This is a genomic window from Hymenobacter terricola, from assembly GCF_017921975.2.
In the GTDB taxonomy this organism is placed as follows: Bacteria; Bacteroidota; Bacteroidia; order Cytophagales; family Hymenobacteraceae; genus Hymenobacter; species Hymenobacter terricola.
Genome location: NZ_JAGEMO020000146.1, coordinates 1 through 13,017 on the forward strand (window position 1 = coordinate 1; position 13,017 = coordinate 13,017).

Below are 13,017 nucleotides of genomic sequence, written 5' to 3' on the forward strand. Positions count from 1 at the left end.
CCACCTGCACGGCCAGCAGCCTGGCCGTGCAGGTGGGCGCCCTGACCGGTATGCTTGGCGGAACGCGTCTGGTGGCGGGGGCCAGCCGCCATGGACATTGCCCGCCCCGCGTATGCCGACGGCCAGAACGACAAAGGCAAAACGCCCGGCGTGCACGCCGTGGAGAAGCGCATGAGCACCCGCTTTGCCCAGAACCCCGCCGCGCCCGCCGGGCCGCCCACGCCGCCCAAGGGATAAGGCAGGGCCCGGCGCGGGCTTTCCACCCGTGAGCCCGTGAAAAGCACGCGTGGGGCCGTGTTGCGTAGCCGGGCGGCCGGGCCTACGCCGGCGCTTCGGTGAGCCAGCGCACGGCGGCGCCCTCGTCGCCAAACAGCTGAAGTTGAAAAGACTGCCCGGGGGCCAGCACCTGCTCTACCTGCGCATGCGCCCCGGCATCGGTGAAGATGGCGGCGGTGCGCTGGGGCGAGAGCAGGTAGGCCAGGTGCAGGGGGCGGGCCACCTGGCCGGCGGCGCGGGGCAGCCACACGGCCGTGACCCAGTGGGTGGCTTCGGCCGAGGGAGTGGGGGTGCGGCGCACGTCGAGCAGCCAGCGGGAAGTGCCGTGGGCCAGGCCGGCGGCCAGCACGGCGGCGTATTCTTGCTGGAGCTGGGGAAAAGCTGACGGGACGAACCACCGCGCCGTGAGCACGTCAAGGTCGGCGCGGTAGGTGAGCTGCAAGGAGGACGGGGACGACATGAAGGCGAACGAAAGAGCCGGGGCACGAAGGTAGGCCGGCCGGGCGCCGGATGCCGGATTAAGTGAACGGCAAAGGACTAACTGCGCGAATCCTTGAGTATATTGCTACAACCATAGCTCATCCAGTACCCGATGCGTATTCGCACCTTCTATTCTCCTCTGCGCGGCATCGGCCAGGAAGACGTGTGGCACGACAACAGCGAGTGCCCGATTGGGAACAGCATTGCCCTCACCGACCGCTGGTCGGGCAAGGGCAGTACCGGCAAACGCTGCCAGTACTGCCTCCTGCTGGATTCCCGGCCCGTGGTCGCGCCGTTGGGGTGCTCCCCCGACCCCCACCGGCCCCGGGCCTAGCCGTTTTCCTGCACGCCCAGCAGCAGGCGGCCGGTTTGGGCACCCTGGCTCGTGATGCAGCGGCCGTAGAGCAGCAGGTTGCGGCGGCCGGCCGTGGGAAAATCGGCCTCGAAGCGGAAATCCTCGAACGGTTGGGTGGGGTTGCGCAGGGCCTCGTCGAGGCGCTGGCGCAGGGCCGGCAGCTGCCAGGCGCCCCCGTCGAGCTCCCACAGCTGCTGGCCTTTCACTAGGGCGGAGTCAAGCCCAAAGAGCTTAGCGAAGGCCGCGCTGATGGCCAGCACCCGCAGCTCGCCGTCGAGCACGAGTAGGGGCTCGCGCACGGTTTCCACAATGCTCTCGGCAAAGCGGGAGGTTTCCTGGAGCCGGGCTTCGAGGATTTTGAGGTCGGTGATGTCGGTGAAGGTGATGACGGCCCCGCTGATGTAGTTGTCCAGGGTGCGGTAGGGCAGAATGCGCATGGCAAACCACTCGCCGCGGGTGGTCTGGATGTTGGATTCCACGCTCACCAGCCGGTCGAGCACCTGCTGCACGTCCTGGGCCAGGTTTTCGTAGCGCAGCGAGTTGGCGAAGTGGGTGATGGGCCGGCCCACATCGGCCGGCAGCAGCGACACGATGCGGTGCACGGGCGGCGTGAAGCGCTTTATCACCATGTCGTTGTCGAGGAAGATGGTGGCAATCTCCGTGGCATCGAGCAGGTTTTTCATGTCGTTGGCGGCCTGGCTCAGCTCCTCGGTCTTGCTCAGGTACTGCATGTTGAGGGTCATCAGCTCCTCGTTCAGGCTCTGCATCTCCTCTTTGTTGGTCATGGCCTCCTCGTTGGTGCTTTGCAGCTCCTCGTTGGCGCTTTGCAGCTCCTCGTTGGTGCTTTTCAGCTCTTCCACGCTGCTTTCCATCTCCTCAATGGTGGTTTGGAGGCGGTGCTTGGTGTGTTGCAGCTCTTTGTCCAGGATGTGCAGCTGCACGTCCTGGCCGGGCTCACTGGCCAGCGTAGCCTCGCCCAGGCGCACCTTGCGGGGCGTGGGCTGCTCTTCAAACACCACCAGCAGCAGGCCGGTGAGGTGCTCGGTTTCTTCCAATACCTTCACCGTGAGGCGCAGCAGCTGCACGCCGGTGTCGAGGCGCAGCTTCACGTTCTCGGCCACCACTTCCTGGTGCGAAGTCGCGGCCTTGTGCACGGCCCCGCTCAGCTCGTAGTTGAGCTCCTCGCGGGCCATGTCGAAGATGTTCATGCCGCCGATGCCGGGGGCCGGCTCCAGGTAGCGGCCGGTGCGGCCGTTCACGTACAGGATTTCGCCCTTGGGGTTGATGACCACGGCGGGCGGCGTGTACTGCCGCAGCAGCACGCGCTGCACCAGGGTGGTGAACGCGCCTTCTTTGCGGGCAGAGGCAGTATTCATGAGGCCGGAGGCAGAAGCGGGCGCGGGCTGGGCGTGCGGCCGGGCCAGCGCAAAGGGAAAGTTAACCAGGCGCGTGAGGGACGACGCGGCATCGGTGCGGCGCGAAATCTTCCATTTTACGTCCAGGCTCTGGAACAAGTCCTGAAAGCCGGTAAGGTTTTCACTCGGCCCCAAAAACAGCAGCCCGCCGGGGTTGAGGGCATAATGAAACACGGGAATGAGGTTTTTCTGCAGCTCCGCGCTCAGGTAAATCAGCAGGTTGCGGCACACCAGCAGGTCGAGCTTGGTGAAGGGCGCGTCCTTGTTAATGTCGTGCACGGCAAACACCACCGCGTCGCGCACTTCCTTCTTGATGCGGTAGCCGCCGTCGATTTTGGTGAAGAAGCGGTTCAGGCGCTCGGCGCTCACGTCGGGCACAATGTTGTCGCCGTAGAACCCGATGCGGGCCAGGTCAACGCCGTCGGGGTTGATGTCGGTGGCAAAAATCTGAATCTTGAGGTACTTGCTGCGGTCCACGCCGTCCAGGCATTCGAGCAGCGTAATGGCCAGGCTGTAAGCCTCCTCCCCCGTCGAGCAGCCCGGCGCCCACACCCGCACGGTGCTGTCGGCGGGCTTCTGGCGCAGCAGCGGCAGCAGCCGCGCCTTAAGGTTCTCGAACCCCTCCCGGTCCCGGAAAAACTTGGTCACCCCAATCAGCAGCTCCTTGAACAAGGCCTCCACCTCGGTGGGGTTTTCCTGCAAATACCGCACGTAGTGCGTGAATTCCATTATCTGGTGCGAGTTCATGCGCCGCTCAATGCGCCGGAACACGGTGTTGCGCTTGTAGAAGCTGAAGTCGTGCCCGGTCTGGGCCCGGATGAGGTGGAAGATTTTCTGGAGGGCGTGGGCGGGCTTGGCGCTGCTCTCGGCTTCTTCGCGGCGGGGGCGGGCGTCGGGGTGGCGCATGTATTCCAGCAGCTTGGCCGGCAGCTGCTCGGCGGGCAGCACGTAGTCCACAAATTCGGTGGCCAGCGCCGAACGCGGCATCGAGTCGAACTCGGCCGTTTCGGGGGCCTGCACCATCACCATCCCAAAGTTTTCCATCACCATCTTCAGGCCCAGCGTGCCATCACTGCCCAGCCCCGAGAAGATGATGCACACGGCGCGGTCGCGCGCGTCCTTGGCCAGGCTCTGGAAAAAGAAGTCGATGGGCAGGCGGCGGCCCGCGGCCTGGGTGGGCGCAAACAGCAGCAGCATGCCGTGCAGGATGCTCATGTCGCGGTTCGGCGGGATGACGTAGACGTGGTTGGGGCGCACGCGCACGCCGTCGGACGCCTCCTGTACCGGCATTCTGGTGAAGCGCTGCAACACCTGGGCCAGCTCCGAGTCCTGGTCGGGGGACAGGTGCGTCACCACCACGAAGGCCATGCCGCAATCGGGTGGCGTGGCCTGAAAAAACCGCTCGAACGCCGCCAGCGAGCCCGCCGAGCCGCCCAGGCCCACCAGCGGAAACGTGGCGGCCGAGTGGTCGGGGTGGGTGGCCTCGCGCTGGAGCGTGGCCGTCACCGGCTCGTCGCCGTCGCGCGGCATGTCTTTGAACGGGGTGATGATGAGGCCGCGCTCTTCGCCGTCGGACAGGAATTCGGTGGATTTCATGGGGTGGGAATGAGGCGAGCCCGCGGAGCAGAGCCGTGCGGCACAAAAAACCTGGCGCCGCTGCGGTGGGCCTGGGCTTGCAAAAATGCAGACTGCTAAAACAAATTTACCGCAAAAAAGTAGCCGGGCCTCACCCTTGTGCCCACGCTCCCCGTAGAAAATAACGCCATTTTTTCTTTCCAATGCCCATCCCTTCTCGCCTCATTGGGGTAGGCACCTCCGCCGGCGGAATGCCGGCCCTCGTGCAGTTCGTTGCTCAACTGCCCGCCACGCCGCCCGCCGCCGTGCTAGTGGTGCAGCACTTCGCTCCCGACTCCGACGGCCAGCACCTGGTAGACCGGCTGGCCCGGCACACCACCCTGGCCGGCCGCCGGCCCACCAACGGCGAAGTGCTGGAGGCCGGCACCCTGTACCTGGCCCCGCCCGCCCGCCACCTGCTGGCCAAGGACGGCCACGTGGCCCACGTCCTCGTGGCCAAGGGCCCCCGCGAAAACCACTACCGTCCCGCCGCCGATGCCTTGTTTCGGGCCGCAGGTGGTGGGCATCGTGCTCCTCGGCATGCTGCACGACGGCACCGCCGGCCCGGAATACGTGAAGCGCGGCGGCGGCGTAGCCATCGTGCAGGCCCCCACCGAAGCCGAATACCCCAGCATGCCCGAAACGGCCCTGCGCAACGTCGACATCGACTACGTGGTGCCCTCAGCGATGATGGGGTCTTGGCTGGATGAAATAACGCGGGGCACCGTTCCCGAACGCCGAGTCGACATACCCGAAGACCTTAAGCAGGAGGCCGCCATCGCGGAAAGAGTTGTGGAAACAACCGAAGCCGTGGCCGCGCTGGGCAGCCAGGTCCCCTCACCTGCCCCGACTGCGGCGGCAGCCTCTGGGAATTAAACCAAGGCAAGCTGCTGCGCTTCCGCTGCCACACCGGCCACGCCTTCACGGCCGAGGCGCTGCTGCGCAACTCCCAGCAAACCCTGGCAGAATCCCTCTGGGTGGCCCTGCGCATGATGGAAGAGCGCAAAAACCTGCTCAGCAGCATGGCCACCCGCGGCGAAGGCGCCTACTCGGTGCAGCAGGAAGAGCGGATTGTGGAAATCAAAAAGCACATCAACCGGCTCCGCGAGTTCTTGCTGAGTAGCGGCGGCAGCAATAGCTCCACCGTTGGCACGCCCGAAGCGTAGCGCGGGCTTCGGCCCTAAGCTGCTTGCCGGCGGCTGAGGAGCTGCTGGCGGCTGGCGCACTGCTGCGCGGCTTGCTGGCGGGATTTCGCAATGGCCTGGCTCAGCGAAATTTCCCCCTTCACGTAGCGTTGAAAGCAGGCCACGGTTTCGGCATCGACCGCGCCGCCGGCCTGCACCTGAACTTCCAGCGTGTTGCGGGCCGCGAGCTGGCGGCGCTGCCACAGCGCCCGCTGGTGCGCCGGCAAGTCATTCGGGACCAAAGTCAGTGAGAAGGTGGTGTGCATGGGATAACAGTAGTAAGAAATGGAAACGGTATTACCAACCGGGGCCGCCGGCCGCGCCCTCTCACCTCAGGCAGCCAGCGAGCCGTCGGGCCAGAACGTTTGCCGGGCCGCATCGAGCAGGGTGGGCACAATGCAGGGCGCCGGCCCCAGCTCCTGGCCGAGCAGCTCCCGCTGCACACGCTCGGGCACGTGCACCAGCACCAGCTGGGCATGCTGCTCGCGGAGCTGCATGTGCGAAGCCCACAGCAAATGGGCCGCTTCGTCGGACAAGGAGCTCAACATGCCGCAGTCGACCCAAACAGCCGATTTGCCGCTGCGCTGGGCGCATTTCAACCAGTGGGCCAGGGCCGCTTCCGGCCCCCCGGGACGGCCGGGAGCCAAAATGAGCAAGTAGCTATCCGGCAACAGTTCGTGATATACAACAGTCATAATATAGACATTATTGCAAGACCGGTATTAAACACTACAACATCACCCGCTTGTCTTTACTGGATAACGCCGCCACTAAGGGGCAGTACAAATCTCTGACCTGCTTAGTGCCCATCCTAGGAGAAAACTACGGGTTATCACAGCGAATAATACTTAAAACATTACTAATATAAATCCCATTTCTCAACAAGCCCGCCTCTGGCATTTCTTGCCGTATGTATTTCAAGCTCCCGCCGCGCACTAGTTGGGTGCGGGAAATCGCGGTGGCAAGCGGCCCAGCCGGCCATTGTGGTGCTGCTGCGCGGCGCGGCGCGACTGGCTTAGGACCAGGCTACCTGCTGTCCCAGGCACGTCGTGCTTCCTCTGGTGTCCGCCAGAGGAAGCACGACGTTCTTTTAGCGCCCAGCCAGCCAGCCCGAACCATTGCCGCCCGGTCGGGTTTGTTGCTTAACATTACCCGGCTTATCCGGCAGACGGAAAGCCCGCTTCCATATTTTTGCCTCATGAAAATCCTTTATAGCTACCTGCGCAACTACTGGCCGCTGCTGGTGCTGGCCCTGGTGCTGGCCGCCGTCAACCAAATATTCTCGCTGCTCGACCCCTACCTGTTCCGCCGGCTGGTCGACCATTTCGTGCCCCGCAACAGCAACGTGACCGGGCTGCGGCTAGTGCCGTTCGGGCCGTTCTTCTGGGAGGCCATTCCCTACATTGGCATGATGCTGGGCGTGGCCATGGTGTCGCGCATTGCCAAAAATTTCCAGGACTACTACGTCAACGTCATCACCCAGCGGCTGGGGGCCAAAATGTATTCCGATGGCCTGCGCCACTCGCTGGAGCTGCCCTATCAGGTGTTTGAGGACCAGCGCTCGGGCGAAACGCTGGGCAAGCTTCAGAAGGTGCGCATCGACGTGGAAAAGCTCATTCAGAGCTTCGTGAACGTGCTTTTCACGGCGCTGGTGGGCATCATTTTCGTGATGTGGTACGCCATCACGGTGTATTGGCCCATTGCGGTGGGGTACTTCCTCACCATTCCGCTGCTGGGAATCCTGAGCTTTGCGCTGAGCAAGCGCATCAAGGTGATTCAGAAAACCATTGTGGCCGAAACCACGTCGCTGGCCGGCTCCACCACCGAAAGCCTGCGCAACATCGAGCTGATTAAAAGCCTGGGCCTGGCCCAGCAGGAAACCGAGCGCCTGAACGGCATCACCAACAAAATCCTGAAGCTGGAGCTGCGCAAGGTGCGCTACCTGCGCTCGCTGAGCTTCGTGCAGGGCACGTTCGTGAACCTGCTGCGCAACACCATCATCCTGCTGCTGCTCTACCTGCGGGTGCAGAACCACATCAGCCTGGGCGAGTTTTTCTCGTTCTTCATCTACTCGTTTTCCATCTTCGGGCCCTTGCAGGAGCTGGGCGCCATCATCGGCGTTTACCGCGAAACCGAGATTTCGCTGGGCAACTTCCAGACGATTCTCGACACGCCCAAGGACGTGAAGCCGGCACATCCCAAGTCGGTGGCCCACATCGACAACCTGGCCTTCGACCACGTCACTTTCAAGCACCTCACGGCCAACGGGCCGGCGCTCTCCAACATTTCCTTCACCACCCAGCTCGGCCAAACCATTGCCTTCGTGGGGCCTTCGGGCTCGGGCAAAACCACGCTGGTGAAGCTGCTGGTGGGCCTCTACCCGCCCCTGTCGGGCCAGATTCTCTACAACGGCATCCCCGGCTCGGAAATCGACCTCGATGAGTTACGCGAGCAAATCGGCTTCGTGACGCAGGATACGCAGCTTTTCGCCGGCACCATTCGCGAAAACCTGCGCTTCGTGGCCCCCAACGCCACCGACGAGGAATGCCTGCTGGCCCTGCACCAGGCTGCCGCCGACACCCTGCTGGCCCGCGCCCCGCTGGGCCTCGATACCGTGATTGGCGAGGGCGGCGTGAAGGTATCCGGCGGCGAAAAGCAGCGCCTCAGCATTGCCCGCGCCCTGCTGCGCAAACCCACGCTCATGGTGTTCGATGAAGCCACCTCGGCCCTCGATTCGCTCACGGAGGAGGAAATTGGCAAGACGGTACGGGAGCTGTCCGGCTCGCGTCAGCACATGACCATCCTCATTGCCCACCGCCTCAGCACCATCCTCCACGCCGACCGCATCTTCGTGCTCGAACGCGGCCACATCGCCGAGCAGGGCCGCCACGACGAATTGCTGACCCAAAAGGGCCTCTACTACGCCATGTGGCGCCAGCAGATTGGCGAACGCAAAGAGGAAGTGACCGAAGCCGTGGCTGTTTAGGCCACTTGACTTGCCCTTGCCCGGCTACCACCCTTGCGCAGGACAGTGCAACTGCCTTTTAGCGCGTCAAAAGTCGTTTGCACTGTCCTAGAAGGCTTGCTAATGGGTCAAAAGGGCTTTGCAGGGCTTTGCGACTGCCTTTTGACGTGTCGAAAGACGTTTGCGAAGGCCTGCAAGGCCCTGCTAACGTGCCAAAAGGCAGTTGCATGGCGCTTCGGCCTCACACAATCACCTGCGCTTTGGGGTCGAAATCCGGCTTCGGCGGCTTGGGGTTCATGTCTTTGAGCGCGGCCACCACTATTTCGGTAATGGCCAGGTCGCGGGACCATTTCTGGTTGGCCGGTATCACAAACCACGGCGCATCGCCGGACGAGCAGTGGACCATTGCGTCCTCGTAGGCTTCCTGATAGTCGTCCCAATAGGCCCGCTCCTTGAGGTCGTTGGGGTCGAATTTCCAGTTTTTGGCGGGGTCGTCGAGGCGGGCTTGCAGGCGGCGGGCCTGCTCGTCTTTGGAGATATGCAGGAAGAATTTGAGGATGCGCGTGCCGTTATTCAGCAGCAGCGTTTCGAAATTATTGATGTCCTCGTAGTGCTGTTTGCAGGTTTTTTTGTCAATCAGGCCGTGCACGCGGGTTATCAGCACGTCTTCGTAGTGCGAGCGGTTGAACACGCCGATATGGCCCTGCTTGGGCGTTTGGGCATGAATGCGCCACAGAAAGTCATGCTTTAGCTCCTCCGAAGAGGGTGCTTTGAAGGTGGCCACCAGTACCCCGGCCGGGTTCACGCCCGTGAGCAGGTTTTCGATGGCCCCGTCCTTGCCGCCCGTGTCCATGGCTTGCAGCACGATGAGCAGGCTGCGCGAGTGCTCGGCGTAGAGCAGTTCCTGCAGTTCGTTCAGCTGCTGGCGCAGCTTCAGCAGGCGCGGGGTGGCTTCGTACCGGTCGTCGGGCTCGTGCGCAAAGGGCGTGGTATCGTCGGGGTCCACGTCGGCCAGGCGAAAGGACTTGTTCTTGACGTAAACGGCGGGGGTTTCGGGCAGCTTGAATTGCATGATGATGGGGTGGTGGTTCAGGAATGGACGTTGTACGCGAAGCGGGGGCTCAGGGCTCAGCCGCCCACCAGCCGCGCAATGCCAAAGGCCGCCGCCGCCGCCAGCGCCCCCACCACCGCCATTTTAACGGCTCCGGCCACGGGCGGCTGCCCCGTCATCCGGCTCTTAAAGTACCCAAACACCAGCAGGCACACCAGCGTGATGGCCGCCGACCACGCCAAGCCCTTCGCCGGGGTATCGGTCACGAAATAGGCGCTGAGCGGAATCAGCCCGCCCACGGCATAGGCTGCGCTGATGGTGAAGGCACTTTTGGGCGCTTGCCTGGGGTCGGGCTCCTCCAGGCCCAGCTCGTACTTCATCATGAATTTCACCCACTGCTCGGGGTCGGCAGTGAGCTCGGCCACGGCCTGGCGGCGGGTTTCGGGAGAAAGGCCCATGTCGGCCAGCAGCTCGTCTACTTCGGCGCGCTCTACTTCGGGCACGTCGCGCACTTCGCGGCGCTCGCGGGCCTGCTCGGCTTCGTAGTGTTCCACTTCGGTGCGGCCCGCCAGGTAGCCGCCCAGGCCCATGGCAATGCTGCCGGCTACTATTTCGGCCAGGCCCGCTGTTATCACCAGTCCCGACGAAGCCACGGCCCCACTCAGGCCCGCCGCCAGGGCAAACGGCACGGTAAGGCCATCGGAAAGGCCAATGACGATGTCCTGCAGCATGGCCGAACTCGTCATGTGGTGTTCGGGATGCAGGTCCTGGGGCAGTTCGGTGGTCGTTATTGGCTCGCTCATAAGGAGATTTTAAGGCTTGGGGCTTGAACCCCGCGGGGCGCTTTACGTACGCAGAAATAGATTTTTCGACGCCGAATTGTTTCGGCGGTTTTTCCTCACTTCACTCGTTTCCATCATTATGGCCTCTCCCGCCAAAGCCGCCGGCGCCAAAGCTCCGGCCCCCAAAAAAGGCGCTGCCCCCGCTGCCACGAAAGCAGCGGCTTCCAAAGCCAGCAGCAGCGGCAAAAGAGCCGCCGTAGGCAACGGTGCTGGTAGCAATGCTTTTGTCGACATTCAGCCGGTGCTGAACCAACAAAACCACGCCCCGGCCCCCACCCAGCGCTACGGCACCGTGAGCCAGCGCCTGCCCATTGGCCTCGACGAAGCCACCCGCCAAAGCAGCGTGACCATGCTCAACCAGATGCTGGCCGACACCATCACGCTGCGCGACATGTACAAAAAACACCACTGGCAGGTAGTAGGCCCTACTTTCTACCAGCTGCACCTGCTCTACGACAAGCACTATGAAGAGCAGGCCGGACTGGTGGATTTAATTGCTGAGCGCATCCAGATTCTGGGCGGCGTGGCCGTGGCCATGGCCCACGACGTGGCCGAGCTCACCAGCCTGCCGCGCATTCCACGCGACCGCGAGGAGGCCCCCGTGCAGGTATCGCGCCTGCTGAGCGGCCACCAGACCATTCTCAAAAACTGCCACGACTACGCCAAGAAGGCCGATAACGCCGGCGACGATGGCACCAATGACCTCATCGTGAGCAACCTCATGCGCACCAACGAGCTGCAAGTATGGTTCATATCTGAGCACGTCGTTGACTCGCCGCTCGTCAAGGCCGAGTAATTGGTGATAGGGTAAGGGGTGAGTTTGATGTTCTGGCTGTGCATTAGTGCTGTCAGAACATCAAACTCACCCCTTACCCTATCACCTCATTCGGCGTGGGCGGCGAGCTTTTCGTTGTGGTTGTCTTCGGCCTCTTCCACCGAATGGGTTTTGCCGAGGTCGTTGTCCTTCTTCGCCAGCTGGGCCAGCACACAGTAGAAATTGTGCAGCGTTTGGATTTCCTCTTCCGAAAAATCCTGGGCATTGATGAGGCGGTTGCTGGCGCCCTGCGTGGCAGCCAGCAACTCATTCAGTTTCAAATGCAACACCAATGAATCCTTGTTTTGGGCCCGTTGAATCAGGAAAACCATCAGGAAAGTGATGATGGTAGTGCCGGTGTTGATGACCAGTTGCCAGGTTTCGGAGTAATGAAACAACGGCCCGGTGGCGCCCCATACCGCCACTATTCCCGCCGCCGCCATGAAGGCAACCGTGGAGCCCGAAAACTTGGTAATGCTTTCGGCCATACGGCCAAAAAAGGACCCGGAAGCAGAAGAAGAGGAGGAATTCATAGCAAAAAATTGAATGTGGTGGATAAAGCGTCCCGAGTCGCTTTACGAAACCGCAAGATAAACAGTTGAATGATGGTTAATTGATGAAAAAAGCGTAATTGAGGGTTGTATGACCAGAATGCTTCGGCTATCTTTGCACCCGCTTCGCCGCCTTAGCGAAGCCGGTTTCGGCCGAATTGCCCGGTTTAGTTGCTCTATTTGCGCACGTGGTGAAACTGGTAGACACGCCATCTTGAGGGGGTGGTGCCTTCGGGTGTGGGAGTTCGAATCTCCCCGCGCGCACGCAAACTGAAAGGCCCGCTTCTGAAAGGAAGCGGGCCTTTTTTGTGGTCTGGCAAATGCGGCTACTCCCGTTCAAACGGGTTGCCGGGCTTCACCAGCACCACCCGCTCGCGCTCGACTACTACCTGGCCGGGCAACGCCCCCTTGGGCTTACGCACGAATTTTTTGGGCGTCACCGTCACGGGGCACAGCGTGTCGTGCTGTCGGCGCGAATACCAGCCGGCCAGCATGGCGGCGTGTTCCACCACGGGCTCGGGCACGGGCTGCCCCGCCCGGTGCCGAATGACGACGTGCGAGCCGGTCACGTCCTTGGCGTGCAGCCACAGGTCCTCCTTATGAGCATATTTCTGGGTCAACAGGTCATTATTCGCCGCGTTCCGGCCCACCAGAATGGTAAAACCCCGGTCCTCAAACACCCTGAAGGGCAACTCGGTAGCTGCTTTGGCCGCCGTGGGCGTAGGGTCGAGGCCGTGCTGCTTACGCCAGGTGCGCAGCCCGCGCAATTCGGTTAGGGCCGGCACGGTGTCCATTTCCTCCAGTCGCTCCAGGGCCGCAAATGCTTCGGCTTCGCGGCGGGCGATTCGCTCGGTGAGCTGGCGCTCTTCGATTTGCTGGTTTTTGCCTTTGCGGTAGAGGTTTTCGGCGGTGAGCTGCGGCTTTTCGGTGCGCTTGAGCTTGATTAGCTTGGGCTGGTTGGTATAGAAATCCAGCACTTCAATTTGGGTGGCCCCGGCCGGAATGTCGTGCAGGTTGGCCATGATGAGGTCGGCGGTGTGGCGGTAGCCGGCCTCGTGGGCCAGGGCGTGGAGGCGCTGGCGGGCGTGGGCGGCGGCGGTGCTGGCTTCGTCGGCGCGGCGCTCCAGCAGTTGGCGCAGCTGCTTGGTTTCCATTTCCAAAGCCCGGCGGCCCAGGGCCATGGGCACAAAACGCCGCAACGCGCCAATGGGGTCGTCGCCGGGCAGGGTTTCGAGCACCTCGCCGATGGGCAGCAGACTAAGGCGGGTGCGGCCGTCGAGCTGGGTGAGGTAGTAGCTGGCGGGCTTTTCCAGTTGGGCCAGCACCTGGTTCACGAGCCGGGTTCTGACGTCAGGCAGGGCGGCGTCGTAGCCGTGGGCGCGGAGGTGGCGCAGCGGCAGGTCAGCTAGCGGGGGCGGGAGCTTGCCGGCCACGGGCAGCGCGGCGGTTGTTTGGGCCTTCAAGTCGCCA

Annotated in this window: 13 protein-coding genes, 1 tRNA gene and 1 pseudogene; 7 read left to right on the forward strand and 8 right to left on the reverse strand. The window is 62.8% G+C overall.

Going from position 1 to position 13,017, the window contains the following annotated elements; translation table 11 throughout:
- Positions 1-90 precede the first annotated feature (90 nt).
- Complete coding sequence (locus J4G38_RS27320; protein WP_210522005.1) at positions 91-237, forward strand: hypothetical protein; 147 nt, start codon at positions 91-93, stop codon at positions 235-237.
- Between the two features lie 82 nt (positions 238-319).
- Here the strand turns inward: J4G38_RS27320 and J4G38_RS27325 are convergent, their stop codons facing one another.
- Positions 320-736: a hypothetical protein gene (locus J4G38_RS27325; RefSeq protein ID WP_210522004.1), complete on the reverse strand. Its 417-nt coding sequence runs from the start codon at positions 734-736 to the stop codon at positions 320-322.
- A gap of 132 nt (positions 737-868) precedes the next feature.
- On the opposite strand from J4G38_RS27325, the gene J4G38_RS27330 reads away from it, so the two are divergent.
- Positions 869-1,090 (forward strand): hypothetical protein, encoded by a 222-nt coding sequence (locus J4G38_RS27330; protein ID WP_210522003.1) that lies wholly within the window; start codon positions 869-871, stop codon positions 1,088-1,090.
- Here J4G38_RS27330 and J4G38_RS27335 read toward each other — a convergent pair.
- Complete coding sequence (locus J4G38_RS27335; protein WP_210522002.1) at positions 1,087-4,122, reverse strand: chemotaxis protein CheB; 3,036 nt, start codon at positions 4,120-4,122, stop codon at positions 1,087-1,089. The genes J4G38_RS27330 and J4G38_RS27335 overlap by 4 nt on opposite strands.
- A 230-nt stretch (positions 4,123-4,352) precedes the next feature.
- Here J4G38_RS27335 and J4G38_RS29325 point away from each other — a divergent pair.
- Both J4G38_RS29325 and J4G38_RS27345 read left to right on the forward strand, forming a co-directional pair.
- Positions 4,353-5,016: pseudogene (locus tag J4G38_RS29325) on the forward strand (chemotaxis protein CheB).
- A 101-nt stretch (positions 5,017-5,117) separates the two neighbouring features.
- Positions 5,118-5,306, forward strand: coding sequence for a hypothetical protein (locus J4G38_RS27345; RefSeq protein ID WP_226163993.1), 189 nt, complete (start codon positions 5,118-5,120; stop codon positions 5,304-5,306).
- Positions 5,307-5,320: 14 nt separating this feature from the next.
- Here J4G38_RS27345 and J4G38_RS27350 read toward each other — a convergent pair whose 3' ends face one another.
- Together J4G38_RS27350 and J4G38_RS27355 are read right to left on the reverse strand one after the other, a co-directional pair.
- Positions 5,321-5,590 (reverse strand): hypothetical protein, encoded by a 270-nt coding sequence (locus J4G38_RS27350; protein ID WP_210521999.1) that lies wholly within the window; start codon positions 5,588-5,590, stop codon positions 5,321-5,323.
- A 66-nt stretch (positions 5,591-5,656) separates the two neighbouring features.
- The gene (locus J4G38_RS27355; protein WP_210521998.1) at positions 5,657-6,019 is read right to left on the reverse strand and encodes a hypothetical protein; all 363 of its coding nucleotides are present in this window, start codon (positions 6,017-6,019) and stop codon (positions 5,657-5,659) included.
- Between the two features lie 503 nt (positions 6,020-6,522).
- Between J4G38_RS27355 and J4G38_RS27360 the strand changes: the two genes are divergently transcribed.
- Entirely contained in the window at positions 6,523-8,310 is a 1,788-nt protein-coding gene (locus tag J4G38_RS27360; protein ID WP_210521997.1) for an ABC transporter ATP-binding protein, read from the forward strand.
- A 220-nt stretch (positions 8,311-8,530) separates the two neighbouring features.
- Here the strand turns inward: J4G38_RS27360 and J4G38_RS27365 are convergent, their stop codons facing one another.
- On the reverse strand, positions 8,531-9,361 hold the full coding sequence (locus J4G38_RS27365) for a polyphosphate kinase 2 family protein (protein WP_210521996.1): 831 nt from the start codon (positions 9,359-9,361) through the stop codon (positions 8,531-8,533).
- A 56-nt stretch (positions 9,362-9,417) separates the two neighbouring features.
- Positions 9,418-10,143 (reverse strand): VIT1/CCC1 transporter family protein, encoded by a 726-nt coding sequence (locus J4G38_RS27370; protein WP_210521995.1) that lies wholly within the window; start codon positions 10,141-10,143, stop codon positions 9,418-9,420.
- A 118-nt stretch (positions 10,144-10,261) separates the two neighbouring features.
- Between J4G38_RS27370 and J4G38_RS27375 the strand changes: the two genes are divergently transcribed.
- Positions 10,262-10,978 carry a Dps family protein gene (locus J4G38_RS27375; protein WP_210521994.1) on the forward strand — a complete coding sequence of 239 codons (717 nt, stop codon included), beginning with the start codon at positions 10,262-10,264 and terminating at the stop codon, positions 10,976-10,978.
- An 86-nt stretch (positions 10,979-11,064) separates the two neighbouring features.
- On the opposite strand, the gene J4G38_RS27380 is transcribed toward J4G38_RS27375, so the two are convergent.
- Entirely contained in the window at positions 11,065-11,529 is a 465-nt protein-coding gene (locus tag J4G38_RS27380) for a low affinity iron permease family protein (RefSeq protein ID WP_210521993.1), read from the reverse strand.
- Positions 11,530-11,729: 200 nt separating this feature from the next.
- Between J4G38_RS27380 and J4G38_RS27385 the strand changes: the two genes are divergently transcribed.
- Positions 11,730-11,811 (forward strand) — tRNA-Leu (locus tag J4G38_RS27385).
- A 62-nt stretch (positions 11,812-11,873) separates the two neighbouring features.
- Here J4G38_RS27385 and J4G38_RS27390 read toward each other — a convergent pair.
- Positions 11,874-13,017: NFACT RNA binding domain-containing protein (locus J4G38_RS27390; protein WP_226163995.1), on the reverse strand; the 1,144-nt coding region annotated here is incomplete at its 5' end.

Coding starts and splice junctions, on each gene's coding strand:
- J4G38_RS27320 (WP_210522005.1), top strand. CDS start 91: ATGGACATTGCCCGCCCCGCGTATGCCGACGGCCAGAACGACAAAGGC.
- J4G38_RS27325 (WP_210522004.1), bottom strand. CDS start 736: ATGTCGTCCCCGTCCTCCTTGCAGCTCACCTACCGCGCCGACCTTGAC.
- J4G38_RS27330 (WP_210522003.1), top strand. CDS start 869: ATGCGTATTCGCACCTTCTATTCTCCTCTGCGCGGCATCGGCCAGGAA.
- J4G38_RS27335 (WP_210522002.1), bottom strand. CDS start 4,122: ATGAAATCCACCGAATTCCTGTCCGACGGCGAAGAGCGCGGCCTCATC.
- J4G38_RS27350 (WP_210521999.1), bottom strand. CDS start 5,590: ATGCACACCACCTTCTCACTGACTTTGGTCCCGAATGACTTGCCGGCG.
- J4G38_RS27355 (WP_210521998.1), bottom strand. CDS start 6,019: ATGACTGTTGTATATCACGAACTGTTGCCGGATAGCTACTTGCTCATT.
- J4G38_RS27360 (WP_210521997.1), top strand. CDS start 6,523: ATGAAAATCCTTTATAGCTACCTGCGCAACTACTGGCCGCTGCTGGTG.
- J4G38_RS27365 (WP_210521996.1), bottom strand. CDS start 9,361: ATGCAATTCAAGCTGCCCGAAACCCCCGCCGTTTACGTCAAGAACAAG.
- J4G38_RS27370 (WP_210521995.1), bottom strand. CDS start 10,143: ATGAGCGAGCCAATAACGACCACCGAACTGCCCCAGGACCTGCATCCC.
- J4G38_RS27375 (WP_210521994.1), top strand. CDS start 10,262: ATGGCCTCTCCCGCCAAAGCCGCCGGCGCCAAAGCTCCGGCCCCCAAA.
- J4G38_RS27380 (WP_210521993.1), bottom strand. CDS start 11,529: ATGAATTCCTCCTCTTCTTCTGCTTCCGGGTCCTTTTTTGGCCGTATG.